23 protein-coding genes are annotated in these 23,638 nt (G+C 67.2%); 9 read left to right on the forward strand and 14 right to left on the reverse strand.

The genetic code is table 11. From position 1 onward, the window contains the following. Positions 1-241: 241 nt before the first annotated feature. Positions 242-1,285 (forward strand): hypothetical protein, encoded by a 1,044-nt coding sequence (locus tag GFD21_RS07120; protein ID WP_163197280.1) that lies wholly within the window; start codon positions 242-244, stop codon positions 1,283-1,285. Between the two features lie 106 nt (positions 1,286-1,391). After that, a complete protein-coding gene (locus tag GFD21_RS07125) occupies positions 1,392-2,576 on the forward strand; it encodes a pyridoxal phosphate-dependent aminotransferase (RefSeq protein WP_163197281.1) in 1,185 nt (394 codons plus the stop codon). Here the strand turns inward: GFD21_RS07125 and GFD21_RS07130 are convergent. Beyond that, positions 2,549-4,150 carry an ABC-F family ATP-binding cassette domain-containing protein gene (locus GFD21_RS07130; RefSeq protein WP_163197282.1) on the reverse strand — a complete coding sequence of 534 codons (1,602 nt, stop codon included), beginning with the start codon at positions 4,148-4,150 and terminating at the stop codon, positions 2,549-2,551. The genes GFD21_RS07125 and GFD21_RS07130 overlap by 28 nt on opposite strands. A 191-nt stretch (positions 4,151-4,341) precedes the next feature. On the opposite strand from GFD21_RS07130, the gene GFD21_RS07135 reads away from it, so the two are divergent. From GFD21_RS07135 to GFD21_RS07145, 3 genes are all read left to right on the forward strand, one after another. Next, the gene (locus tag GFD21_RS07135; protein WP_163197283.1) at positions 4,342-6,087 is read left to right on the forward strand and encodes a bifunctional ADP-dependent NAD(P)H-hydrate dehydratase/NAD(P)H-hydrate epimerase; all 1,746 of its coding nucleotides are present in this window, start codon (positions 4,342-4,344) and stop codon (positions 6,085-6,087) included. Positions 6,088-6,155: 68 nt separating this feature from the next. Then, a complete protein-coding gene (locus GFD21_RS07140) occupies positions 6,156-6,785 on the forward strand; it encodes an HAD family hydrolase (protein WP_163197284.1) in 630 nt (209 codons plus the stop codon). Positions 6,786-6,902: 117 nt separating this feature from the next. Next, positions 6,903-7,826, forward strand: a complete 924-nt coding sequence (locus tag GFD21_RS07145) for a LysR family transcriptional regulator (RefSeq protein WP_163197285.1) — start codon at positions 6,903-6,905, stop codon at positions 7,824-7,826. Positions 7,827-7,991: 165 nt separating this feature from the next. On the opposite strand, the gene GFD21_RS07150 is transcribed toward GFD21_RS07145, so the two are convergent. The 3 genes from GFD21_RS07150 to GFD21_RS07160 form a co-directional block, all read right to left on the reverse strand. Beyond that, positions 7,992-8,747: a hypothetical protein gene (locus tag GFD21_RS07150; RefSeq protein WP_163197286.1), complete on the reverse strand. Its 756-nt coding sequence runs from the start codon at positions 8,745-8,747 to the stop codon at positions 7,992-7,994. After that, entirely contained in the window at positions 8,744-9,391 is a 648-nt protein-coding gene (locus GFD21_RS07155; RefSeq protein ID WP_163197287.1) for a hypothetical protein, read from the reverse strand. Before GFD21_RS07155 ends, GFD21_RS07150 begins: the two co-directional genes overlap by 4 nt. 124 nt (positions 9,392-9,515) lie before the next feature. Then, the gene (locus GFD21_RS07160; protein WP_163197288.1) at positions 9,516-10,718 is read right to left on the reverse strand and encodes a DUF2974 domain-containing protein; all 1,203 of its coding nucleotides are present in this window, start codon (positions 10,716-10,718) and stop codon (positions 9,516-9,518) included. Between the two features lie 165 nt (positions 10,719-10,883). Between GFD21_RS07160 and GFD21_RS07165 the strand changes: the two genes are divergently transcribed. Further along, positions 10,884-11,078, forward strand: a complete 195-nt coding sequence (locus tag GFD21_RS07165) for a hypothetical protein (protein WP_163197289.1) — start codon at positions 10,884-10,886, stop codon at positions 11,076-11,078. 19 nt (positions 11,079-11,097) lie between these two features. On the opposite strand, the gene scpB is transcribed toward GFD21_RS07165, so the two are convergent. The 9 genes from scpB to GFD21_RS07210 form a co-directional block, all read right to left on the reverse strand. After that, positions 11,098-11,685: an SMC-Scp complex subunit ScpB gene (gene scpB / locus GFD21_RS07170; protein ID WP_163197290.1), complete on the reverse strand. Its 588-nt coding sequence runs from the start codon at positions 11,683-11,685 to the stop codon at positions 11,098-11,100. Continuing rightward, complete coding sequence (locus tag GFD21_RS07175) at positions 11,682-12,512, reverse strand: segregation and condensation protein A (protein ID WP_225431714.1); 831 nt, start codon at positions 12,510-12,512, stop codon at positions 11,682-11,684. Before GFD21_RS07175 ends, scpB begins: the two co-directional genes overlap by 4 nt. 9 nt (positions 12,513-12,521) lie before the next feature. Further along, positions 12,522-13,361, reverse strand: coding sequence for a ParA family protein (locus GFD21_RS07180; RefSeq protein WP_163197292.1), 840 nt, complete (start codon positions 13,359-13,361; stop codon positions 12,522-12,524). 36 nt (positions 13,362-13,397) lie between these two features. Continuing rightward, positions 13,398-14,318, reverse strand: a complete 921-nt coding sequence (gene xerD, locus GFD21_RS07185) for a site-specific tyrosine recombinase XerD (RefSeq protein ID WP_163197293.1) — start codon at positions 14,316-14,318, stop codon at positions 13,398-13,400. A 103-nt stretch (positions 14,319-14,421) separates the two neighbouring features. Further along, positions 14,422-14,805 carry a 50S ribosomal protein L20 gene (gene rplT, locus GFD21_RS07190; RefSeq protein WP_163197294.1) on the reverse strand — a complete coding sequence of 128 codons (384 nt, stop codon included), beginning with the start codon at positions 14,803-14,805 and terminating at the stop codon, positions 14,422-14,424. A gap of 44 nt (positions 14,806-14,849) precedes the next feature. Further along, entirely contained in the window at positions 14,850-15,044 is a 195-nt protein-coding gene (rpmI, locus tag GFD21_RS07195; protein WP_163197295.1) for a 50S ribosomal protein L35, read from the reverse strand. After that, a complete protein-coding gene (infC, locus tag GFD21_RS07200; RefSeq protein ID WP_225431715.1) occupies positions 15,025-15,843 on the reverse strand; it encodes a translation initiation factor IF-3 in 819 nt (272 codons plus the stop codon). Before infC ends, rpmI begins: the two co-directional genes overlap by 20 nt. A 197-nt stretch (positions 15,844-16,040) precedes the next feature. Further along, a complete protein-coding gene (asnB, locus tag GFD21_RS07205; protein WP_163197296.1) occupies positions 16,041-17,930 on the reverse strand; it encodes an asparagine synthase (glutamine-hydrolyzing) in 1,890 nt (629 codons plus the stop codon). Between the two features lie 106 nt (positions 17,931-18,036). Continuing rightward, on the reverse strand, positions 18,037-19,797 hold the full coding sequence (locus tag GFD21_RS07210) for a spermidine synthase (RefSeq protein ID WP_225431716.1): 1,761 nt from the start codon (positions 19,795-19,797) through the stop codon (positions 18,037-18,039). A gap of 29 nt (positions 19,798-19,826) precedes the next feature. On the opposite strand from GFD21_RS07210, the gene GFD21_RS07215 reads away from it, so the two are divergent. The 3 genes from GFD21_RS07215 (at position 19,827) to ybaK (ending at position 22,464) form a co-directional block, all read left to right on the forward strand. Next, on the forward strand, positions 19,827-20,621 hold the full coding sequence (locus GFD21_RS07215) for a thiamine diphosphokinase (RefSeq protein WP_225431717.1): 795 nt from the start codon (positions 19,827-19,829) through the stop codon (positions 20,619-20,621). A 184-nt stretch (positions 20,622-20,805) separates the two neighbouring features. Then, entirely contained in the window at positions 20,806-21,864 is a 1,059-nt protein-coding gene (gene gap, locus GFD21_RS07220; RefSeq protein WP_163197297.1) for a type I glyceraldehyde-3-phosphate dehydrogenase, read from the forward strand. Between the two features lie 93 nt (positions 21,865-21,957). Next, positions 21,958-22,464 carry a Cys-tRNA(Pro) deacylase gene (gene ybaK / locus GFD21_RS07225; protein ID WP_163197298.1) on the forward strand — a complete coding sequence of 169 codons (507 nt, stop codon included), beginning with the start codon at positions 21,958-21,960 and terminating at the stop codon, positions 22,462-22,464. A gap of 49 nt (positions 22,465-22,513) precedes the next feature. Here ybaK and GFD21_RS07230 read toward each other — a convergent pair whose 3' ends face one another. Beyond that, positions 22,514-23,584: a hypothetical protein gene (locus tag GFD21_RS07230; protein ID WP_225431721.1), complete on the reverse strand. Its 1,071-nt coding sequence runs from the start codon at positions 23,582-23,584 to the stop codon at positions 22,514-22,516. Positions 23,585-23,638 lie beyond the last annotated feature (54 nt).

Raw genomic sequence — 23,638 nt, forward strand, 5'->3', positions numbered from 1 at the left:
GTATGCCGGCGATGGGCATTCCCAATGTAACGGGGCGGGACCGCGATGGCAATACCCCGGGGAGAAATAATCCGCCGTCGTCCGGGCCGCCCGTGCTTATGCACCGGTTTATCCACCATTGCGCACATTCCCTCCATCCGTTTTGCGTCGGGGCGACGTCCGTACCAAAGTGGTGACCGGCGATCACCAAAGGAGGTTCGCCCGCGGCCGTGCGGCCGACGCAAACGAAGGGACGAGGAACATGACAATCGCAACCGGCACATGCGGCACCGACGCACATGGGACCATCGACGACGGCGAAGGGCGCGGGGAGGACCCCGGCATCGACACGTCCGCGGGACCGTGGGTCGAACGGTTCAAGGAGGACGTCGACCGGCAATACGTCTCCGACGGGCAGATACCCCGGGCCACGGGGCTCATCACGGCCATCGTGCGCGAGGCGCTGAACCAGGGGTTCTCGGTGCCGGACCCGGCCGAGCCGCTGTTCGAGAAGGCGCGCGACGGCAGATGGCCGTGGCCGCATGTGATCGTGCAGCGGGACGGGTACCTGCTGTCCTTCCACCTGGCGGAATCCTCGCGGGCGGGGACCGCGCCGAAGACCCGCGTCCTGGGCGCACGCGCCGCGGCGGACGGGACGCCGAAATGGATCGAGGAACGGTCACGCGAATTCGTCGGCACGGGGATGATGGTCATGCGCGTCGACAGCGACATGGTCCATTACCGGCAGAAGACCAGCAGGGACACGACCAACACGATGATCGAGGAACGCATGCCGTCCCTGTTCAAGGCGCTCTCGGACGCGACGAGCACGCAATACCGGCTCGCCGACATGGAGCGCAAACGCGCCCTGACCCTCGAACAGGCGCAGCGCGAGTGCCGCAGCGAACGGCTGTACGCCGCATTGCGCCGGGAGGCGGCGCTGCATGCGGACCTGGACCGCGAGCGCGGCTATCTCGATCTCGTCGAACGGAGGCTCGGACCGGAACCCGTCGGCGCGGACCAGTCCGACATGGAGGAGTTCCGGCGGCTTTCGGACGCCATCGCCCTGATGCGCCGGCGCATCGACGCCCTCGACCCGCTGACCTCCGGCGGCGTCGCATGGGCGGACCAGCCCGAGCCGACGGATGCGGACGTGTTCGAGTACATGCACCGCAACCAGGGACCCGCCCCGTTCGCGTGGGATCGGCCGGCGCCGGTCCCGTCGCCGCGCCATGACGATTTCAGGCCGATGCCCCCGGACGATTTCAGGCCGATGCCCCCGGTCGGCGACGGTTTCTTCGACTAGGCGGGTGCATCCCCGCGCGCCGATTACGTGCATGCAACACCACATTGGCATACTGTCCGGCAATGCCGTCGACGCGCCCCGTGGAGGGCGGAAGGAAGGTCACGATATGCCGCAGGTGTCGCAACGCGCCGCAGAGGCGCTCTATCCGAGCGTGCGAGAGATGTTCGAGCTGGCCGCGCACGTGCCGGACGCCGTCTCGTTCGCCATCGGCGAGCCGGGCTTCGACACGCCGCAGCCGGTCATCGACGCCGCCTACCGGGCCGCGAGCCTCGGCGACACGCACTACACGCCGAACCGCGGCGCGGCGGCGTTGCGCGAGGCGTGGTGCGAGCACCGCAACACGGCGGACGGCACCGACTACGACCCGGACACGGACGTGATCGTCACGGCGGGCGGCATGGAGGCCGTGTACCTGGCGATGCTGGCGACGCTCGATCCGGGCGACGACATCCTCATCCCCGACCCGGGCTATGCGAACTATTTCGGACAGGTCAGGCTCGTCGGCGCGAACGTCGTGCCGGTGCCGCTCGACGCGGGCCACGGCTTCCGTATGCAGGCCGCGGACGTGGAGGCCGCCGTCACTCCGCGCACACGCGCGATCCTGCTCAATTCGCCGTCGAACCCCACCGGCGCGGTCATCGACGCCGAACAGCTGGATCTCATCGCCGAGGTGTGCGAGCGGCACGACCTATGGGTGATCAGCGACGAGGTGTACCGCTCGTTCGTCTACGATCCGTCGGTCGAATGCCTGTCGATCGCCGCGGTGCCGGGCATGCGCCGGCGCACCGTGGTGGTGGACAGCTTCTCGAAGACGTTCGCGATGACCGGTTGGCGCATCGGCGCCGCGTTCGGTCCGAAACCGATCATCGACCGGATGACGGTGATGCAGGAGGACATCGTCTCCTGCGTGCCGGGCGCGCTGCAGACGGGGGCTGTCGCCGCGTTGGAGGGATCGAACGAGATCCTCGACGAGATGACGGCCGTCTACCGCAAGAACCGCGACATGGTCGTCGCCGCCGTGGAGGGCATGCCGATGGTCTCGTGCGCGACGCCGGACGGCGCGTTCTACGTGCTGGTGGACGTGCGCGGCACCGGCATGGACGACCATGCGTTCGCGGTCGACCTGTTGGAACGGGCCAAGGTGGTGGTCACGCCCGCTTCCGGGTTCGGCGATCGCGGCCGCGGCTACGTGCGTCTGAGCTACGTGGGCACGCCCGAAGCCACCGCCGAGGGCCTGCGCCGCATGCGCGCGTATCTGGAGGGCTACTCCTCGGCGACCAGTTCGAGGTAGGAGTCGTTCCACAGATCCTCGTCGCCGTCGGGCATGAGGAGGACGCGTTCCGGGTTGAGCGCCTCGACGGCGCCCTCGTCGTGGGTGACGAGCACGATCGCGCCCTCGTACTTGGCGATGGCCTTGAGGATCTCCTCGCGCGAGGCGGGGTCGAGGTTGTTGGTGGGCTCGTCGAGCAGCAGCACGTTGGCACGCGAGGTGACGAGCGTGGCGAGCGCGAGTCGCGTCTTCTCGCCGCCGGAGAGCACGCGGGCCGGCTTCATCGCGTCGTCGCCGGAGAACAGGAACGAGCCGAGGATGGAACGCGCCTGCGTGTCGTTGAGTTCGGGGGCGACGTGCGTGAGGTTCTCGAGCACGGTGGCGTCGAGGTCGAGCGTGTCGTGCTCCTGCGCGAAGTAGCCGATCTTGCAGCCGTGGCCGTAGTCGACGGAACCGGTGTCGGGCTGTTCGATGTGGGCGAGCAGGCGCAGCGTGGTGGTCTTGCCGGCGCCGTTGTAGCCGAGGATGACGACGCGCGAGCCCTTGTCGATGGCGAGGTTGACGCCGGCGAACACGATGTTGGAGCCGTACGCCTTGGAGATGTCCTTCGCCATGATCGGGGTCTTGCCGCACGGCGCGGGTTCGGGGAAGCGGATGTCCGCCACCTTCTCCTTCTTCTGCGCCTCCGAGGTGTTCTCGAGGAGCTTCTCGGCGCGGCGCATCATGTTCTGTGCGGCGACGGCCTTGGTGGCCTTGGCATGCAGGCGGATGCCCTGCTTCATGAGGCGTTCGGCCTTCTTCTCGGCGACCTCGCGTTCGCGGCGTCGGCGCTCCTCGTCGACGACGCGCTGGTGCAGGTACGCCTTCCAGCCGAGCGAGTACATGTCGATCTGGCCGAGCTGCGCGTCGAGGTGCCACACCTTGTTGACGACCTCGTCGAGCAGTTCGGTGGAGTGGGAGATGACGAGGAAGCCGCCCTCGTACTTCTTGAGGTAGCCGCGCAGCCATTCGATGGAATCGGCGTCGAGGTGGTTCGTGGGCTCATCGAGGATGAGCGTGTCCGCATCCGAGTAGAGGATGCGCGCCAGTTCGATGCGGCGGCGCTGGCCGCCGGACAGGGTGCCGAGCTTCTGCTCCATGACCTCCTGGGGCAGGCCCAACGAGGCCGCCATGGTGATCGCCTCGGACTGGGCCGCGTAGCCGCCGGCCTTGTCGAAGTCCTGCATGGCCTTGTCGTAACGGTTCATGGCCTTCGTCATCACATCCGGGTCCGGGTCGGTCATCTCCTTCTCGGCCTTGCGGATGCGGCTGATGATCGAGGCGATGTCGCGCGCGCTCATCATGCGGTCGAGCGCGGTCTGCTCCGGGTCGGCGGCGTGCGTGTCCTGCGGCAGGTAGCCGAGCTTGCCGGAGACGCGCACCTTGCCCGCGGTGGGCAGCATGTCGCCGGTGACGACGCGCGTGAGCGTGGTCTTGCCGGCGCCGTTGCGCCCGACGAGGCCGATCTTGTCGCCCTTGGCGACATGGAAGTCGGTGGGGTGCAGCAAGGTGCGCGCGCCGATCTGAATCTCCAGACCCTGTGCATCGATCGCCATAAACCCCACCCGTCGCTTTCCGTGTCGTTCGTCGTCGGCGCCATGCGCCGTTTTGCCAACGACCCACTATAACGGCAGGGCGGAAGAACGCCCCGCACGGCCGGACTAGACTGGACGGTGGATCCGGACGCCCATGCGTCCGGGAGGGAATATCGGGAACCGGCCGATTACATGAGCCCGGGGAGGTCGCCATGGATACAACGAACGATGCGGAACGTCGTGGGACCCTGCTGCACGCCGCCTACGCCGCCGCCGACGTGCGCGAAATGGAACGCCCGCTGCTGGATGACGGCGTGCCGCTGATGCGCATGGCGGCGAACGCCGTGGCGCATACGGCCGCGGCGATGCTCGACGACGAGGACGTGGACGTGGAGGACGCGGTCGTCACGTTGTTCGCCGGCGCCGGCGACAACGGCGGCGACGGCCTGTTCGCCGCGGCGATGCTCGCCGAGGAGGGCGCGCAGGTCAACGCGGTGGCGGTCGGCCGCTCGTTGCACGACGAGGGGTTCGCCGCGCTCGTGCGCGCCGGCGGCAAGATACTGGTGCTCGACCCGTCGGCGGAGATCCCGGGATGCGCGTCCGGGTTCACGCCCGGCGAGGCCGGCGAACGGCTGCACGCCGCGGTCGACGTGGCCCGGCGTTCGCATCTGGTCATCGACGCGATGACCGGCATCGGCCTGACGGGCGCGCTGCGCGGCATCCCGGCGGCGGTCGCCGCGTCGCTCGGCGTGCCCGCCGCCGACGGGCGCGGGGACCTCGTGTCTCCGCTGCCCGATCGTCCCGCGCTGCCGGACCGCGAGGGCGACGACGGGCTGCCGCTGGTGCTCGCCGTGGACACGCCGTCCGGCGTCGGAGTGGACGACGGTTCGCTCACCGGCGCCTACATCCCGGCGGATGCGACGGTGATGTTCGGTGCGATGAAGCCGTGCGCGATGCTGCCGCCGGCCACCTTCGCATGCGGCCGGCTGACCCTGGTCGATTTCGGATTCGACCTGGACGGCGTGGAGCCGGCCGCCGAGGCGGTGGACCGCGACCTGGCGGCCGGCGCGATACGTCTGCCGCGGGTCGACGATGCGAAGTATTCGCGCGGCGTGGTGGGCCTGGTCACCGGCTCGGCGCGCTACCCGGGAGCCGCGGTGCTCACCACGAGGGCGGCGGCGCGCACGAACGTGGGCATGGTCCGCTACCTCGGCCCGGAGCGCGCGCAGGACATGGTTCTCGCGGCGTTGCCGGAGGCGGTGCTCGGCAAGGGACACGTGCAGTCGTGGGTGGTGGGATCGGGTGTGCCGGACAACGACGGCGACCCTGAGCTCCGCGACATCCAGCGCGAGACGATCGCCGCGCTGCTCGCCCACTATTCGACGGACGACGAGGGGTCGGCGGCGATGCCGCCGGTCGTCGTGGACGCGGGCGCGTTGGATCTGCTGCCGGACCACGTGCCGTCGCAGGTGGTGCTCACGCCGCATGCGGGAGAACTGGCCCGCATGCTGGGCGTCTCCACCGCCGAGGTCGCGTGCGAGCCGCTGCGATTCGCGCGCGAGGCGCAGACGGCCACGGGCGCGACGGTGCTGCTCAAGGGGCCGGCCACGATCGTGGTCGGCGACGGCGGGCACACGTTCGTGGCGGGGGCCGGCCCGGCCTGGCTGGGCACGGCCGGCGCGGGCGATGTGCTCGCCGGGCTGACGGGGGCGTTGCTCGCGCAGACGGGCACGGCGGATCCCGATCCGGAACTGGTCGCGGAGACGGTCGCCTCGGCCGCGTACCTGCACGGCTCGGCCGCGGCCATCGCCTCCGAATCCGAACAGCGCGGCTGGCAGGAGCCGGAATTGTTCGGCATGCGCGGGCGGTCGCGGCGGTTCCATACGCTCGGCCATCCGATCGTCGCCTCGGACGTGATCGGCGCGATCCCGGACGCGTTGGCGGACGCGCTCTCCTGACCCGAGCACACCGCCACGTAGACTGGACCCGAATCCATTCGACACCCGATCCCATGCAAGGAGCCATCATGGCCGACTCCCCCATCACCGACGTGATCTTCGATTTCTGCGGCGTCCTGCTCGACTGGCAGGTGCGCGCCTGTCTCGAGGGCCGTTTCCCGGACGACGTCGTCGACGCGATCTGCGCCGACGACGACCCGCACGGGTTCTTCCGCTACGAGGACCGCATGGACGCGGGCGAGGACTTCGACCGGATCTGGCCGGACGTGGTGCGCGAGCAGGGCGGGGAGATCGCGGCGGTCTTCCGCTACTACATCGACCATTACGGCGACGCGTTGCCGCGCATGCTGCCCGGCATGGAACAGCTGCTGCGCGACCTCAAGGCCCACGGCTACGGCGTGTGGGGGCTGACGAACTGGTCGCATGAGACGATCCACATCGCCTTCGACAAGTACCCGGTGCTCGGCGAACTGCTGCAGGGCACGGTCGTCTCCGGTGTCGAGAAGATGCACAAGCCGAACGCCGACATCTACGAGCTGGCGCTCTCCCGCTTCGGTCTCGAGGCGGACGGGTGCGTGTTCTTCGACGACACCGCGAAGAACGTGGCCGGCGCGAACGAGGTGGGCATCCATGGCCTGCTCTTCTCCGGCGCCGTCGCCGCGCGCGATTCGCTCGCCGGACTCGGCGTGCGGCTGTAGACGCCGCACGGCCGCACGGCGTCCCCATACCAGGGCATCTCACCGTACGGCCGTGCGGATGGAATCCCCGGCTATAACCTCGACCCCCGGCCATCCCCACTGGTATAACTGCTATTTATGACGCTTCTGCAACTCAAATACATCGTCAAGATCGTCGAATGCGGTTCGATGAACGAGGCCTCGCATGAACTCTACGTCTCCCAGCCGGCCCTGAGCTCCTCCGTCAAGGAACTGGAGAAGGAGCTCGGCATCGAGATCTTCACCCGTTCCTCGCAGGGCATCGCGCTGACGGTCGACGGCGCGGAGTTCCTCACCTACGCGCGCCAGGTCCTCGACCAGGCGTCGCTGCTCGAGGAACGCTACAAGAACGCGAAGCCGCGCAAGCAGCTGTGCACCGTGTCCACGCAGCACTACATGTTCGCGGTCGAGGCGTTCGTCGAGATGATCGACTCCATCCACTCCGACGAGTACGAGTTCACGATCCGCGAGACCCGCACGCGCGACATCATCGATTCGGTGGCGAACATGCGCTCCGACGTGGGCATCATCTACCTGTCCGATTTCAACAAGGACGTCATCGGCAAGCTGCTGCGCGAGAAGCATCTCGAGTTCCACGCGCTCTTCCGCGCGCCGCTGCACGTGTTCATCTCGCGCACGAATCCGCTCGCCTCGAAGAAGATGGTCACGATGAAGGACCTCAGGCCCTACCCGTTCATCCAGTACGAGCAGGGCGAGGACGGCTCCTTCTACTTCGCCGAGGAGGCGGTCTGGCCGGACTACTCCCCCAAGCAGATCAACGTGACCGACCGCGCCACGATCCTCAATTTCATCATCGGCCTCAACGGCTACACGGTGTGCACCGGCATCGACAACGGCGACCTCAACAACGAGAAGATCTGCACCGTCCCGCTCGACTCGGACGAGACGATGCTCGTCGGCTGGATCACCAACGAGCGCGCCAAGCTCTCCAAGGCGGCGGAGACCTATCTCGACAAGCTCAAGAGCGTCGTGGCGGCCCACGGCTACAAGCTCATCGACTAAAACGGCCGATCCTCGCCCCGGATACGGCCCAGGAAATGTGAACCGCACCCCGATTGTCGGGACTGAAGCAATTCGGATTCGATGATCGGAGGTGCGGTTTCTCGTGTCCGGGGATCGCCGGCGTCATTATGACGATGATTTCGTGCGGGCTACGTTAGGCCCGATTCAGAACCGGCGGGCCGTCACATCGTCCCCGTACCGTCCATAGTCGTCCGCCGTGCCGCCGGGGCCGCTCACGCTCCAGGACATCGGGGTGACGGTCTGCCCCGTGAAATCATGACGGTCGAGGATCCGCATCGTGCAGTCCGAATCGGGCATGCAGACCGCTCCCGAGGCGCTGTCGAACATCGCGAAACCCGTGTAGGCGACGTCCCCGTCGTCGTCCGTGGCCTGGTAGTCGATCGAATAGTACGTGTATGTGTTCGACGTCGTGTTGTGCACGGTGATGGGGATGGACCGGTATCCGTAGTCATCGGTCATGTCGCCTATGGACACGACGGCGAGCGCGGGTGCCTTCGTCTGCCTGCCCGCCGTCTGGAATTCCTCGACGGCGGCACGGTACCGCTCGCCTTCCGCCTTGGCCCCGTCGAGGGATTCCCTCGCCTTGGCCACGTCCTTCCTGCGCAGCCCGATGTCCTGTTCGGATTCCCCGAGGTCGCTCCGGGCCAGTTCCAGCCTTCGCCGTTCGGCCCGGTACGGCGCGCTGCCGGCCACGTCGATGTCCGCGGCGCCCCGCCTCCAGCCGGCCGCCGCGAGGGCCGCGGGCACGCCGAGCATGACGATGGCGCACGCCGCCGCGGCCGCGATCCTCGCGGCACGACGGACATCCACGGCGCGCACGGCCCCGCGCACCGTGTCGATGGCGCGTACGATCGCCCGGTACAATGCGTCATCCCAATGGTCGTTCCCGTTGCCTCTCATGGAATCACCTTCGTCGGCATGTCCGCCGGGAACTCCTTCTCGGTGTACGAGGAGTCCGCCTGCGCGGTCCTGTACCGGTATTTCACCGGTTTGAGCAGCGCCCCGTCGTGGCCGTCGGTGAGCGTCAGGTCGTCCACGGCCACCGCCCTGCCGGGGTAGACGCGTATGTTCGACGCGCCTTCGGTCACGTCGTCCTCGAGCACCGCGCCGTCATCGCCCACGATGACGTATTCCACGGTGATGTCGGTGACGACGTGTCCGGTACGGTTGCGCAGCACGATGCGTGGGCGCATGAACGGGTCGCCCGGTGTGATGCCCTGCCCCACGTCGAACGATTCCATGGCGAGCGTGCCGTCCGCCGCCGCGTCGTCCGGCACGTACCGGCGGTAGGCGTCCTCATCGGACCGGTTGCTCCGTCTGGCCTGTTCCTCCTGCCTGCGCAGGTCCTTGAGCTCGGAGACCAGCTTCTTCGATGTGTCCCTGTTGGAGTCGGCGCTTCGCTTCGCGTCCCCGACCTGTCGCGCGAGTTCGTGGTAGGCTGCGGTGTCCCTGGGATCGGCCGTCGCACGGCCGATGGCGTAGGCCCCGCCGTAGGCGGCCGCGCACGCCGCGATGAAGGCGAGCAGGACGACGACGGTCCGCACGGCCCGTCGTTTTCCGCCGCCCGTCCGTGACCTGCCGTCGTTCTTGTCCCTCGCCGCTGCACCGTCCCGCATATCTCCACTGTAACGATGCGGCCACGTCGTACGGCGTCATGTCACCGAAAGTTCATCTCCGCCGCGATGCGGATTCCCCGGGGCCCGCGCCGGGGATCGCGGCCGTGGCCGCGGTGGCGGCGAGTCCCTTGAGCACGGCGGCGATCACCTCGCGGTCCTCGGCGTCGATGCCGCGCAACGCGGCGAGCATGGCCGGCAGCGATTGCGTCCAGTGCGCGGTGAGCTCGCCGAACGTGCGGTATCCGCTTGCCTCGAGGATGGCGAACAGGTTCTCGATGAACAGGCGGCGGCGGTCGTCGTCGTACCGGGCCATCCAGTCGTTGAGCGTGCGGGCCGCGTAACGGGCGCCGCCCGACAGGCCGTCCGCGTGCACGAACCGGCCGTCCTTCACCTGCCAGTTCAATGCGAAGTGCTGCATGATGCCGAGTCCGTCGCTCGCCACCACCTCGTAGCCGGCGTCGGCCCGTTCACGGTTCTCGAACAGCATGCCGATGACCGACGATTCGGGTACGGACTTGCGCACCTTGCCGGCCACGCGCCGGTATTCGGTCGATTCGAGGAAGGATTCGTCGAAGCCCGGCCCGTCATGCGAGTACACGGCGGCGATGCGCGCCGCGATGTCGTCCGGCATCGCGGCGGCCGCATACACCGCGAGGTTGCCGCCTTTGGAATGGCCTCCCACCATCAACGGCCCGTCCCACCGCGCGGCCGCATCGGCGAGATAGCGCACGGCGGCCGACTGCGAGGCGACCGGCCGGCGGAACGCCATCGCGAAGTCCTCCTTCCAGCCGATGATCGAGCTGTCGGTGCCGCGGAAGGCGACGTAGAGCGTGCCTTCGCCCACGTCGAACACGCATGCCGAGAACTGTTTGGTGGACGCCGCGTCGAACTCGTCCACGTAGCCGCCCACGCGCAAGGCGCGCCAACGCGGGCTCTCGCACATGGCGCGCAGCAGATCGACGTTCAGTTGCGGAGACCACACGCGCCCGAACATGGCGTCGTAGCATTCGGCGCGCAGCAGATCGCGGATGGGGACCATCGGGATGAGGCTTCGCCGTCCCGTCTCCCCGCAGGCACGGTCTCCGACATGGATGCCGTGGTCGGGAACGCCGCCCCCGCCGCCATGCCATCGCGGCACGTTGCCGGGCATGCGCGCATACGCCAGCTGCGACAGCACCAGGCTGTCCACCTCGTTGAACGCGTCATCGTCGAACGTATCGAACCGCGTCCGCAGATCATCCGTCACATTGCCCATGGCAACCTCCCCGCCCGCGGGCGGCGGCGCGATGGATCGGACCGCCGCCGTTTCCCGGGCGCATTATGCATATCTTAGATACGCCACCGGTGAAAGGCCCCCGCGGACACAACCTATCGGCCACATGCCACACGGAGCATGGCGGCGGGAACTATCATGGGTCCCATGAATTGGTTGATGATCGTCGTAATGGTCGCATTCGTCGTCATCATCGCGCTGGTCGCGATGTGTTCGGTGCAGCACCATCTCGACGCCAAGGCAAGCCGGTTGCGGAAGGGTTCCGAGGAGGACCGGCAAATGGCGCACGACCTCGACGAGATCTCCCGCAAGATGGATCGGGGCCGGTATTTCCCGTTCTGACCGCTCAGACGGGCAAGAGTCAGTCGTCCATGGCCTCGTCGACGGATTCGGGCAGGAACGGTGCGAGTTCGGGAAGCCCGTCAAGCGATTCAAGCCCCATGCGTTCCAGGAACAGATCGGTGGTGGCCAGCAGCGAGGCCCGCGACTCGGCGTCCATGCCGGCGTCGCGCACCAGTCCGCGCACCATGAGGGACCGGATCACGCCGTCGGAGTTGACGCCGCGGATGGCGGCGACCTGGGCGCGCGTGACCGGCTGGCGGTAGGCGATCACGGCGAGGGCCTCGAGTGCGGCCTGGCTCAGCCGGGCGGCCTGTCCGTCGGTGACGAACGCGGCGACGACCGGTTCGTACACGGCGCGGCTCGCGAACAGCCAGCCGCGCGCGCTGTGCCGCAGTTCGAAGCCCCGGTTCGACACCTCGTACGCGGCCTGGAGCCTGCCGAGCGCCTCGCTCACCGTCGTCTCGTCGACGGCGAGCACGCGGGCCAGGTCACCGGCCTGCTGAGGCTCGTCGGCGACCATGAGGATCGCCTCGAGGCAGGCTTTGAGCCCTCCGGGAAACTCCTCCACGGAAAGCGTCCTACGGGCGGGGGCGGAGGCGGTCGTCATGCGAAGTCCCTTTCGTCGATGGTCATATCGTCGCCGAATCCCTCGGCGGCGCCCGGCGTCCAGCGCAGATGGAGCGGGTCATACGGCGCCGTCTGCCTGAACTGCACGGCGCCCTGCCTGAAGAACATGAGCACGGCGAGGAACCTCGCCACGACCTCGGCGGTGCCGTGGGCGTCGGCGGAGAGGTCCCCGAAGGTGAGCGACTCCCCCTCGCCGAGCGCGCGCAGCCGGTCGCGCACCAGTCGGGCCTGCGCCCTGAGGTCGGCCGGCGGCACGTGCAGCTGGCGCACGCTCACCTCGTCAACCGGGGCGTGCGCGATCGTCCTCGCGGCGATGCGGGCCAGATCGTCCGGCCCGACCGTCCACACCAGTTCCGGCAGCAGCGCGGACACCGTACCGTCCACCGCACCCGGATGCGGAAACCGTCCGGCGTTCGCCGTCAGACGCGCGCGGAAATCGGCGGCGGCCTGCCTGTAGGCCCGGTACTGCAGCAGCCTGGCGAACAGCAGGTCGCGTTCGCGCAACGCCTCCATGCCGGTCGCGTCGCGGTCGTCCCGCTCCTCGCCGGCCGGCAGCAACGCCGCGCTCTTCGCCTCGACGAGCACCGAGGCGACGTCGATGAAGGCGCTCGCCTCGTCCATGTTGCGAGCGAAGTCGAGGCCGCGCACATGGTCGAGGAACTCCTCGGTGACCGAGGACAGCGACACCTCGGTCAGTTCGAGCCTGCGGTTGGCGATCATGCCGAGCAGCACGTCGAACGGGCCTGAATACACATCAAGGTTCACGGAGAACCCGGGGGACGCGATTGCGCCGGAATCCTCTGGCATGGCGTCCATTCAGGCGATGACCCCGTTGGCGACGAGCTCGCGCGCGACCTCGCGGTATTCCTTGCTGGTCTTGTGCTGGGGCGCGAAGATCGTGATCGGCGCCGCGGCGACGGTGGAGTCGGGCAGCTTGATGGACCGGGAGATGACGGTGTGGAACACCTTATCCTGGAACGCCTCGTAGATGCGCTGCATGACCTCCTCGCAGTGGAGGGTGCGCGTGAACATCGTGACGAGCACGCCATACACCTTCAGCGAGGGGTTGATACGGCTCTGCACCTTCTCGATGGACTGCATGAGCAGGGCCACGCCGCGCAGCGCGAAGAACTCGGCGGCCACGGGGATGATGACGCCGTCCGCGGCGGTCAGCGCGTTCACGGTCAGCAGGCCGAGCGACGGCTGGCAGTCGATGATGATCACGTCGTACTCGTCGCGCAGGGGACGCAGCACGGAGGCGAGGATCTGCTCGCGCCCCACCTCGGTGACGAGCTGCACCTCGGCTGCGGACAGGTCGATGTTCGCGGGGATGATGTCGAGGTTCTCGAACGCGGTGTGGCGCACCACCTCGTGCACGTCCATGCGGAAGTCGAACAGCGCGTTGTAGATGGTGCGCTCCACGGTGTTGGCGTTGATGCCGAGCCCCACGGTGGCGGCGCCCTGCGGATCGAAATCGACGATGAGGCATTTGCGGCCGTACTGGCTCAACGCGCCGGCGATGGAGATGGAGCTGGTGGTCTTGCCTACGCCGCCCTTCTGGTTGCACATGGCGATGACCCTGGCCGGCCCGTGCCGCTTGAGCGGCTCGGGGGCGGGGAAGGTCTCATACTCGCGTCCAAGCATATCGGTAGGCATATCGTTCACCTTATCATCATCGTCATCGGATTGAGGTCATCTCGCACGGGGATGCGCGGTCAGGTACGTCTCGATGAGGTTCTCCGGGCTCACATGCGTGTAGATCTGCGTGGTGGTCACGCTCGCGTGGCCGAGCAGCTCCTGCACGGTGCGCACGTCCGCGCCGCCCTGGATGAGGTGTGTGGCGAAGGAGTGGCGCAGCGTGTGCGGGTGGAGCGGCTTGTCGATGCGCGCGCGTTCGCCGGCCGCCTTGACGACCTCCCACACGGATTGCCGGGACAGGCGCGCCCCGCGTTTGTTGAGGAAGACCGCACGGCGCTCCGGCCCCTTGCGCGCCCTCGCCTCCAATGCCGGGCGGGACAGGCGCAGATAACGGCCCATCGCCGCGCAGGCGTGGCCTCCCACCGGCACGAGACGCTGCTTGGACCCCTTGCCCATGAGCCGGACGATCCGCTCCCCGAGGTCGATGTCGTCCAGATCGAGTCCCACGGCCTCGGACACCCGGCATCCGGTGGCGTACATGAACTCGAGCAGCGCCTTGTCACGCAGCATGACCGGGTCGTCGCCCTCCACGGGCACCGCGTCGAGCAGGCGGGCCGTCTCGTCGACGGTGAGCACGTCGGGTAGCGTGGATGCCCCTTTGGGCGCCTTGACCGTGGCGGACACGTCGTCGGCGACCATGTGCTGGCCGAGCGCGAAGCGGTGGAACTCGTGCACCGAGGCGAGTCTCCTCGCCTTGGACCGGGCGCTCTCCCCGTCGGCGTCCAATGCGGCGACGTAGTCCTCCACGTCCTGTCTGGAGATCCCGTCCGGACGGTCGACTCCCCTGGCGCGCAGGAACGCGATGTAGCGTCTGAGGTCCGACGTGTACGCCGTGACGGTCGCCCGCGCCAGCCCCCGTTCGACGTCGATGTGTGCGGTGAACTGCTCCAGCAGCCGGTCGAATCCGTTGTCCATGATGCCCCCATGATATGCGAAAACCCCGCACGGGGCGGGGTTTCGGCGCTTACGGCCGGCCGGCGGGCCGGACGAGTGTCGGCGCGGTTCGCGCCGATGCGTCTCAGGCGGCGACCGGGGCGTTCACGTCCGCCGGCAGGGCGGCCTTGGCGGCCTCCACGATGGCCTTGAAGGTCTCCGGATCGGAGACGGCCAGCTCGGCGAGGGCGCGGCGGTCCAGCTCGATGCCGGCCAGGTGCAGGCCCTGGATGAAGCGGTTGTAGGTGATGCCTTCGGCGCGGACGGCGGCGTTGATGCGCTGGATCCACAGCTTGCGGAAGTCACCCTTGCGGGCCTTGCGGTCGCGGAAGTTGTAGTTGAAGGAGTGGAACAGCTGCTCCTTGGCCTTGCGGTACAGGCGGGAGCGCTGGCCGCGGTAGCCCGAGGCCCTCTCGAGAACGACGCGACGCTTCTTGTGGGCGTTCACTGCGCGCTTGACACGTGCCATAATCTATTTCCTCAGCTTTCTGATGTCTTGTTCCCGGATGGGGCTCACTTGGCGAGCATGCGGTTGAGCTTCTTGGTCTGCGGGCCGGCGAGGACCTGATCGGCCTTCAGCGCGCGGCGCTTGCGGGCGGACTTGTGCTCAAGGTTGTGGCGCATGGAGCTGCCGACCTGCATCAGCTTGCCCGTGCCGGTGCGACGGACGCGCTTGGAAGCGGCGGAGTTACTTTTCATCTTCGGCATTGCTGCCCTCCTTGTTGATGTGCTTCTTGTTGGAAGTCGTGGGGGAAACCGAGGCCTTCGCTTCGGCCGCGGCCTGGGCCTGGGCCTCCTGCTTGGCGGCGAGACGCGCGGCCTGTCGGGCCTGGCGCTCGGCGCGGGACTCGGCGCCGCGACGGCGCTGCTCGGACTGGGTGTGCACCTTCTTGCCCTTGGGCGCAAGCGTCATGATGATGTTGCGGCCCTCCTGCTTGGGCTTGGACTCGACGGTGCCGTACTCCTCCACATCCGCGGCGAGGCGCTGCAGCAGCTCCACGCCGCCGATCGGGCGGGACTGCTCGCGGCCGCGCAGCATGATGGTGACCTTGACCTTGTCACCGCCGTTGAGGAAGCGCACGACATGTCCCTTCTTCACGTCGAAGTCGTGGTCGTCGATCTTGAGGCGGAAGCGGATCTCCTTGATCTCGGCCGTGTTCTGGTTGCGGCGGGCCTCACGAGCCTTGATCTTCTCGTTGTACTTGAACTTGCCGTAATCGATGAGCTTGGCGACCGGAGGCTTCGCGTTGGGCGCCACCTCGACGAGATCGAGGTTCGCTTCCTTCGCCAGGTTGAGGGCGACCGAGGTCGCGATGACGCCAACCTGCTCGCCGTTCGGGCCGATCAGGCGCACCTGCGAGACGCGAATCTCGTCGTTAATGCGTGGTTCGTCGCTGATGATGACTCCAATCCTCTGATTTTCCTTGACGGAGCGCACATGGAGGTCGTTCAGCGTTTCGGTTCCATGGCAGGCCGATGCCCATGCGCGGTCCTGCGCGCATCGCATTCATTCCGACGCCATAAGGCGTCCATATCCATCGCCGGTTCATCCGCACGATGTCGGCCCATGCCGTGAACCCGAAGCCCTGAAAGGCTTCCAGGTGGGGTTGCCCCGCTTTCTTGATTTCTCAAGCCAAATGAAGAGTGTACCACACGGCCGGACATTCGCCGGCCGTGTGCCATCGGCGTGTCTTCGGCCGGCTGTCAGTCCTTGAGGTCGAGCACGTCCGGCTTGGAGCCGTCGTGCACGAAGTACACGTCGTACCAGGTCAGGAACGTGTAGACGGTCCAGATGCGGCGGCGGTCGTCGGTCTTGCCGGCGTAGTTGTCGTCGAGCATCTTGAGGATCGCGTCCTGGTCGAAGAACTCGTTCACGTAGTCGCGTTCGAACACGGAGCGCACCAGCTTGTAGTACTTCTCCTCGCGCAGCCACTTCTTGATCGGCACGGGGAAGCCGAGCTTCTCGCGGCTCTTCCACTCCTCGGGCAGGTGGCGGCCGGCCGCCTGGCGGAACGCGTACTTGGTGTTCTCGTCGTTGATGAGCCACTTGGTGGGCACCTGCTCGGCGACGCCCATGAGCACCTTGTCGAGCAGCGGCACGCGCAGCTCGAGCGAGTGGGCCATGGTGAGCTTGTCCGCCTTGAGGAGGATGTCGCCGGGCATCCACTGGTGCATGTCGAGGTACTGCTTCTTCTTGAGCTCGCTCAGCCCCTTGCCCTCGATGCGCGCATAGGTCCTGTCGACGATGCTCTGCACGCTGGGCGCCTTGCGGTACGCGGGCTTGAGGATGCGGTCGGACTCGGACTCCTCGAACACGCGCGCCTGGCCGATGAAGCTCTCCTCGGCGGGCGCGAGGTTCGCGTACAGATGCCATGCGCCGTGGAAGGTCTTGCCCTTGCACCAGCGGGCGATGGCGTGGCGGGCGCCTGCAGGCAGGTGGGTGAGCCAGCGGGTGACGACCTTGATGGCCTTCGACTTCGTGTGCACGCCGTAGTCGATGTAGCCGCCGAACAGCTCGTCGGCGCCCTCGCCGGAGAGCACGACCTTGACGTCGTGCGCGGCGAGCTTCGAGAGGAAGAACAGCGGCACGCAGCTCGGGTTGGAGTCGGGCTCGTCGAGATGCCACTGGATCTGCGGGAAGGCGCTGAACGCCTCCTCGTCGGTCAGGGCCTCGGCCGTGTTGTTGAGCTTGAGGATCCCGGCGAGTTCGCCGGCCTGCTGGCTCTCGTTGTAGGTTCCCTTGCCGAAGCCGATCGAATACGTGTGCTGCGGTCGGGCCACGGCGGCCACGTAGCTGGAGTCCACGCCGGAGGAGAGGAACGAGCCGACCTCCACGTCGGCGATCTGGTGGGCCTTGACGGAGCCGACGACCGTGTCGTCGATGGTGTCGACGAGATGGTCGAGCGTCACGTCCGACTCGCGGAAGCGCTCGTCGTAGTAGCGGTGGATGTCCATCTTCCCGTCGCGGTACGTGAAGTAATGGCCTTCGGGCAGTTTGAACACGCCCTTGAAGAATGTCTCGGCGAACGGCGGGTACTGGAAGGTCATGTACGGCTTGAGCGCCTCGCGGTTGAGCTCCTTGACGAAGTCGGGGTGCTGCAGCAGGCTCTTGATCTCGGAGGCGTACATGAACGTGCCGTTCATCTTCGCGTAGTAGAAGGGCTTGATGCCGAAGTGGTCGCGCGCGCCGAACAGCTCCTTCTTGGTCTTGTCCCAGATCACGAAGGTGAACATGCCGCGGATCCTCTGCAGCAGGTCGACGCCCCACTCCTCGTAGCCGTGCAGCAGCACCTCGGTGTCGGATTCGGTGGTGAACGTGTGGCCGGCCTCGATGAGCTGCGCGCGCAGCGGACGGTAGTTGTAGATCTCGCCGTTGAATGTGATGACGAGGTTGCCGTCCTCGTTGTAGATCGGCTGTTGGCCGCCGCCGAGGTCGATGATGCTCAGACGCCGGTGGCCGAGGGCCACGTGGTCGTCCACGTACCTGCCTTCCGAATCGGGGCCGCGATGGGCGATGATGTCGGTCATCCGCTTGATGACCGGGCACTTGACGTCGATCGGGTCGTCGTTGACGAATCCGGCGATTCCGCACATAAGGTATTCCATCTCCTCGGGGTTGGCTCAATGGGCAATACCCTACCAACGCGATGTGACGGTCGTGTGGCCGCCGTGCGGGCGCGTCCGCCGGTCTTCCCCGCGTCTACCGCACCTCGCGCAGCAGGCCGGGGATGCCCTCCTTCCTCAGGATCTCGCGGTATGGCCCCGCCTGTTCGGCGATGATGTTGTCGATCGCGCGCATGCCGAGCAGCTCGACGGGGGCGTGGTCGTCGGTGAGGATGCGCGCCTGGTCGCCGGAATCGGGCGAGGGGTCGCGCACGGGCGTCATGCGCGAGGCGACCTCGCTCATGTACGCGGCGAGCGCGCCGTCGTGCGTGCGCTCCCATGCCGCCGCACGCAACGCCTGCTCCTTCACGTCGCCGCGCATGGTGGAGGTGAGCGGTTCGGAGACGGTGGCGATGCCGCCGGTGCGCCGCCACGAGTCGCTGCACCCGTCGTAGTGCCCGAGCTCGTCGGCCGTCGGCGCCTTGGCGAACAGCTCGCGGTTCGTGGTGCCGGGCACGTCTGCGGTGTACGTGGTGCCGATGCGGCAGGCCCCGTCGAACACGTTGGCGATGGTGGTCTGGAGCGCCTCGTTGATGGAGCCGCGTCCGTCGGAGACCATGTTCATGTTGACGACCATCACGCCGCCGGGGTTGAGGTGGTTCCTGACCATGGTGAAGAACTCGTCGGAGCTCATCTGGAACGGGATGGTGATGTCCTGGTACGCGTCGACCATGATCACGTCGTACTTCCCGCGGGACGCGGCAAGCCACGCGCGCCCGTCGTAGGTGTCGACGGGCACGTCCGCGGGTTCGTCGAAGTATTCGCCGGCGAGGCGCGTGATCTTCGCGTCGATCTCGACGCCCCGCACCTTCATCTTCGGGTAGTAGCGCCTCAATTGCCGCGCGTAGGTGCCGGTGCCCATGCCGAGGACGAGCGCGGAGCGCGCATGGTCGGCGAGCGCGGGCGCGGCGAGGGCGGTGTCGTAGTACATGCCGGTCAGGCCCTGGTCCTTCATTGTGACGGACTGCACGCCGAACAGGACGTTGGTGGACAGGACGGTGCGGTCGGAAAGGTTCTTCACCTGCAGGTAGTTGTAGATGGACTCGCCCTCGTAGGCGAGCGTCGAGGAGTTCTCCCAGAACGCGAATCCGCTCATCGGCGAGAGCACGGCGGACACGGCGAACACGGCGGCGGAGACGGCGCAGGCGACGCGTTTCGCCCGCATCGAGACGAAGTAGACGATCGGGATGGCGAGCAGCAGTCCGGAGAAGACGAGGAACGTGACGAACGTGCCGACGGCGGGGATGGTGACGAATGTGGGCAGGAACGTGCCGAGGATCGAACCGATCGTGTTGCATGCGGACAGCCGGCCCACGACGGACGCGTTGTCGTCGAGCGAATCGGTGGCGAACTTGTTGAGCCCCGCGGTGACGGTGCCGAGCAGGAACAGCGGCGGCACGAACACGATCATGCAGCTGGCGAACGCGGCGATGACGAGGAAGTTCGTGGAGACGGTCACGATGAGCAGCCCGGAGACGAGCAGGACCACGTATTTGCCGACGAGCGGGATGAGCGAGATCCACACGGCGGCGGCCATGATGCGCAGGTACAGCTTGTCCGGGTCGGGGTCGCGGTCGGCCCACTTGCCGCCGAACACGGCGCCCAGCGCGAGGGCGATCATGATGGTGCCGATGATGATGGTCCATACGATCTGGGAGCTGGAGAAATACGGCGCGAGCAGGCGCGACGCGCCGAGCTCGGCGGCCATCACGGCCATGCCGGAGAAGAACTCGGTGACGTACAGGAACGTCTTGGACTTGAGGATCGGCCGCTCGCTCGCCGCTGTTTTCACTGCCATGGACCGCAACACTATTACACTGAACGGATATGGATATGAACGGGACCGGCGGCGCGGACGCGCACGGGGAAGCGGACGGGGCCATCCGGGCGGAAACGGGCGCGGGGCCCGTCGCCGTGGTGTTCGCCGCGGGCGAATACTACGGCGGGGTCATCGACGTGCCGCGGGGCGCGTTCGTCGTGGCGGCGGACGGCGGGCTGGACCACGCGCGCGCCGCCGGGGTGCGCCCCGACGTCGTGGTGGGCGATTTCGATTCGCTTCGCGGCGCGGCCCCGGACGCCGACGAACGCACGATCGCGCTGCCGCCGCTCAAGGACGATCCGGACCTGCTGAGCGCGCTGAAGGTGGCGTGGGCGCACGGCTGCCGCACGTTCCACGTCTACGGCGCGCTGGGCGGGCGCATCGACCACACGCTCTCCTCGATACGGCTCATGGCGCTGCTCGCGCATCACGGCGGCATCGGGTTCCTGCATGGCGACGGCACGCTCGTCACCGCGATCTGCGACGGCAGGCTCGACTTCCCGGCGCATGACGCGGCCCCCGGGCGCATGGTGTCGGTGTTCTCCCATTCGGACGTGTCGCGCGGGGTGGACGAGCCCGGCATGAAGTACGAGCTGATCGACGGCACGCTCACCGGCGACACGGTGCAGGGCGTGAGCAACGAATTCCGCCCGGGCATGGACGCGTCGGTCGGCGTGCGCGAGGGCACGCTCATCGTCACGTTCCCGGCGGAGGCGCCGGCGCCGCGCGTGGTGCGCCGCCATGCGTTCGGCGGCGACCTGGGCGCCCTGGATACGCGCGTCTCCCCCATTCTCAGGGGGTGAACGCGTCCGGCACGCCGCACGGGACCTATGGTGTGAACGCTCACGAAATTTTCGGCGTTTTCGTCCGGAAACACCCTGCGCCGCATTGCGTTTGGTACAGGTGACGCACTAGAGTGGGCGATGTTGGTAAACAATGGCTCCGGTGTGCCCCGCGCGCCGGCGTCACCCTACAAGGGAGAATTACATGACAGTTAAGATTGGTATCAACGGCTTCGGTCGCATCGGTCGTCTCGCCTTCCGCCGCATCTTCGAGCTCCAGGCTCGCGGTGGCCAGGCCAGCGACATCGAAGTTGCCGCCATCAACGATCTGACCACCCCGGCCACGCTGGCCTACCTGCTGAAGTACGATTCCACCCACGGCACCTTCCGTCACGACGACGGCACGCCGGTCGACGTGAAGGCCACCGAGGACTCCATCGTCGTCGACGGCAAGGAATACAAGGTCTACGCCGAGAAGGACGCCAACAACATTCCGTGGGTCAAGAACGACGGCGTCGAGTTCGTGCTCGAGTGCACCGGCTTCTACACCTCCGCCGAGAAGTCCCAGGCCCACCTGAACGCCGGCGCCAAGAAGGTCCTGATCTCCGCCCCGGCCAAGGACGACGTCACCCCGACCGTCGTGTTCGGCGTGAACCACGACATCCTCAAGGCCTCCGACAACATCGTGTCCGCCGGCTCCTGCACCACCAACTCCATGGCCGCCATGGTCAAGCTGCTGGACGAGAAGTTCGGCATCAAGGCCGGCTTCATGACCACCATCCACGCCTACACCGGCACCCAGATGCTGCTGGACGGCCCGCGCGGCACCAAGACCGGCCGCAACCTGCGCGCCGCCGGCATCAACACCATCGCCCACTCCACCGGCGCCGCCAAGGCCATCGGCAAGGTCGTCCCGTCCGTCAACGGCAAGCTGCAGGGCCACGCCCAGCGCGTGCAGGTCCCGGACGGCTCCGTCACCGAGCTGACCACCGTCCTCAACACCGAGACCACCGCCGACGAGATCAACGCCGCCTTCAAGGCCGCCTTCTCCGACACGGATTACTACGGCTACAACGATGAGGGCATCGTCTCCTCCGACATCCTCGGCGACACCCACGGTGGCGTCTTCGACCCGACCCAGACCGACGTCAACACCGTTGACGGCGTGACCCTGGCCCGCACGGTCTCCTTCTACGACAACGAGTACGGCTTCACCTCCAACATGATCCGCACCCTGCTGTACTTCGCCGAGATCTCCGAGTGAATGGTCGCGGAGCGATCCGCAACCGTCCGTCACGGACCTAGGTGAATGAAACCCCCGCCCTCGAAGCGGGGGTTTCTTCGTATCATGGGAGCCATGGCGAAAAAGAAGCATGGGAAGGGCGCGGGATCCACTCCCGCGACCGTGCAGCTGGAGAAGGCGGGCGTCGCGTTCACACCCTACGAATACGAGCATTCAAACGACCACATGGACGACGGCTACGGCGTGGAGGCCGCGAAGAAGCTCGGATTCGACGAGCACCAGGTGTTCAAGACGCTGATGGCGGACACGGGTTCGGAACGCGTGGTGGGCGTCGTGCCGGTGTCCGGCCATATGGACCTCAAGGCCCTCGCCGCCGCCGTGGGCGCGAAGAAGGCCGTGATGGCCGACCCGAAGGTCGCGATGCGCGAATCCGGCTACGTCGTCGGCGGCATCTCCCCGCTCGGCCAGAGGACGCATCACAGGACGGTGCTCGACGAAAGCGCCCTCGGGTTCGATACGATCCTCGTCTCCGGGGGCAAGCGCGGATTCTCGGTCGGCATCTCCCCCGAGGACCTGCTCAAGGTGCTCGACGCCGTCGCCGCCCCCATCGGCACCTGGTAGGGGGGGGGGCGGCCCGACCTCGTGACGGCCCGGACCGGCTCCCGGACCGTCACGACAAATCGACCACGATGCAGTCCTTGAATTCGTAGCCCTGCGCGTCGCACCAGTTCCACGCGTCGGATTCGTTCGAGAACGCCTCTCCGGAGAGCATCACGTAGTACATGGTCGTGCCGGTCTTCTGATAGGTGGGCCAATCCCCCGACCACACCAGCAGGATCTTCGGATGCTTGAGCTTGAGCTCCAGGTACTGCTGCCAGATCTGCTGGTAGTTCCAGGTGTGCCCTTCGGCGTACATGCCGTAGTTCTTGCTGGACAGCTGGTTGGTGAAAGTCGTCAGGAAGGTCGAGGCGCGCGGCTTGTCGTGCGCGATCTGACGTTCGATGGCGGCCTTGGCCGCATCCTCGCGTTCCTGCTCGTCGGAGGAGTCCGAACCGGACAGGCCGTCGGAGTCCGAACCGGACGAGCCGGACGACGACCCCGACGAACCGGACGAATCGGCGGAACCGGATGATTCCTGGCCGAGCTTGCAGGAGACGCTGATCGTGCGCGCCCCCGAACCGGACGAGGTCTCGGACGGCACGAACCAGTACTGCGACGGCAGGTAGACGATGGTCGCATTCGCGGAGGAACCGGACTTCGCCGTGACCGGGTCGCCGGAGAAGTCGAACAGCGCATCGGCGAACACGGCGCCGTCGGCGTCGGTGAGCGTGATGCGCGTGGCGTCGTCGTCCAGTCTCAGACTCGATTTGGAACCGCACGATTGGGTGATCCTGACCTTGACGACCAGGTTGGAGCCTTCCGTGTCGAACGATCTGAGATCGATTTTGGGCGCCTTCTCGCACACCTCGACGGTGAGCGAATCGTCCGAACCGGAGGAACCCGTCTTCGCTGACCCGGAGGAGGCGGAGGATTCCGCGGACGACGCCGCTCCCCCGTCTGCGAACCCGAACGTCCGGGCCATCCACATGCGCGTGGGCGGGATGAAGGTCATGGCCAGCACCATCACCAATACGGCCAGCACCGCCACCGCCGCGATGATGCCTGTCTTCAGCCGGTCCCGCCCTCCGGCGGGTGCGGCGACCACCGTTCCGCCGCCGGCGCCCGGCACCGTTCCCGCCATGGACGAACCGTCGGACGCCCCTGCCGGCGAATTCTCCGGCAGGGGGATCGGTTG

The sequence above is a fragment of the Bifidobacterium platyrrhinorum genome (genome assembly GCF_010667645.1).
Taxonomy (GTDB): Bacteria; Actinomycetota; Actinomycetes; order Actinomycetales; family Bifidobacteriaceae; genus Bifidobacterium; species Bifidobacterium platyrrhinorum.

Excerpts from the sequence above, each read along its gene's own strand:
- GFD21_RS07120 (WP_163197280.1), top strand. The coding sequence starts at position 242 with ATGACAATCGCAACCGGCACATGCGGCACCGACGCACATGGGACCATC.
- GFD21_RS07125 (WP_163197281.1), top strand. The coding sequence starts at position 1,392 with ATGCCGCAGGTGTCGCAACGCGCCGCAGAGGCGCTCTATCCGAGCGTG.
- GFD21_RS07130 (WP_163197282.1), bottom strand. The coding sequence starts at position 4,150 with ATGGCGATCGATGCACAGGGTCTGGAGATTCAGATCGGCGCGCGCACC.
- GFD21_RS07135 (WP_163197283.1), top strand. The coding sequence starts at position 4,342 with ATGGATACAACGAACGATGCGGAACGTCGTGGGACCCTGCTGCACGCC.
- GFD21_RS07140 (WP_163197284.1), top strand. The coding sequence starts at position 6,156 with ATGGCCGACTCCCCCATCACCGACGTGATCTTCGATTTCTGCGGCGTC.
- GFD21_RS07145 (WP_163197285.1), top strand. The coding sequence starts at position 6,903 with ATGACGCTTCTGCAACTCAAATACATCGTCAAGATCGTCGAATGCGGT.
- GFD21_RS07150 (WP_163197286.1), bottom strand. The coding sequence starts at position 8,747 with ATGAGAGGCAACGGGAACGACCATTGGGATGACGCATTGTACCGGGCG.
- GFD21_RS07160 (WP_163197288.1), bottom strand. The coding sequence starts at position 10,718 with ATGGGCAATGTGACGGATGATCTGCGGACGCGGTTCGATACGTTCGAC.
- GFD21_RS07165 (WP_163197289.1), top strand. The coding sequence starts at position 10,884 with ATGAATTGGTTGATGATCGTCGTAATGGTCGCATTCGTCGTCATCATC.
- scpB (WP_163197290.1), bottom strand. The coding sequence starts at position 11,685 with ATGACGACCGCCTCCGCCCCCGCCCGTAGGACGCTTTCCGTGGAGGAG.
- GFD21_RS07175 (WP_225431714.1), bottom strand. The coding sequence starts at position 12,512 with ATGCCAGAGGATTCCGGCGCAATCGCGTCCCCCGGGTTCTCCGTGAAC.
- GFD21_RS07180 (WP_163197292.1), bottom strand. The coding sequence starts at position 13,361 with ATGCCTACCGATATGCTTGGACGCGAGTATGAGACCTTCCCCGCCCCC.
- xerD (WP_163197293.1), bottom strand. The coding sequence starts at position 14,318 with ATGGACAACGGATTCGACCGGCTGCTGGAGCAGTTCACCGCACACATC.
- rplT (WP_163197294.1), bottom strand. The coding sequence starts at position 14,805 with ATGGCACGTGTCAAGCGCGCAGTGAACGCCCACAAGAAGCGTCGCGTC.
- rpmI (WP_163197295.1), bottom strand. The coding sequence starts at position 15,044 with ATGCCGAAGATGAAAAGTAACTCCGCCGCTTCCAAGCGCGTCCGTCGC.
- infC (WP_225431715.1), bottom strand. The coding sequence starts at position 15,843 with ATGCGATGCGCGCAGGACCGCGCATGGGCATCGGCCTGCCATGGAACC.
- asnB (WP_163197296.1), bottom strand. The coding sequence starts at position 17,930 with ATGTGCGGAATCGCCGGATTCGTCAACGACGACCCGATCGACGTCAAG.
- GFD21_RS07210 (WP_225431716.1), bottom strand. The coding sequence starts at position 19,797 with ATGGCAGTGAAAACAGCGGCGAGCGAGCGGCCGATCCTCAAGTCCAAG.
- GFD21_RS07215 (WP_225431717.1), top strand. The coding sequence starts at position 19,827 with ATGGATATGAACGGGACCGGCGGCGCGGACGCGCACGGGGAAGCGGAC.
- gap (WP_163197297.1), top strand. The coding sequence starts at position 20,806 with ATGACAGTTAAGATTGGTATCAACGGCTTCGGTCGCATCGGTCGTCTC.
- ybaK (WP_163197298.1), top strand. The coding sequence starts at position 21,958 with ATGGCGAAAAAGAAGCATGGGAAGGGCGCGGGATCCACTCCCGCGACC.
- GFD21_RS07230 (WP_225431721.1), bottom strand. The coding sequence starts at position 23,584 with ATGGCGGGAACGGTGCCGGGCGCCGGCGGCGGAACGGTGGTCGCCGCA.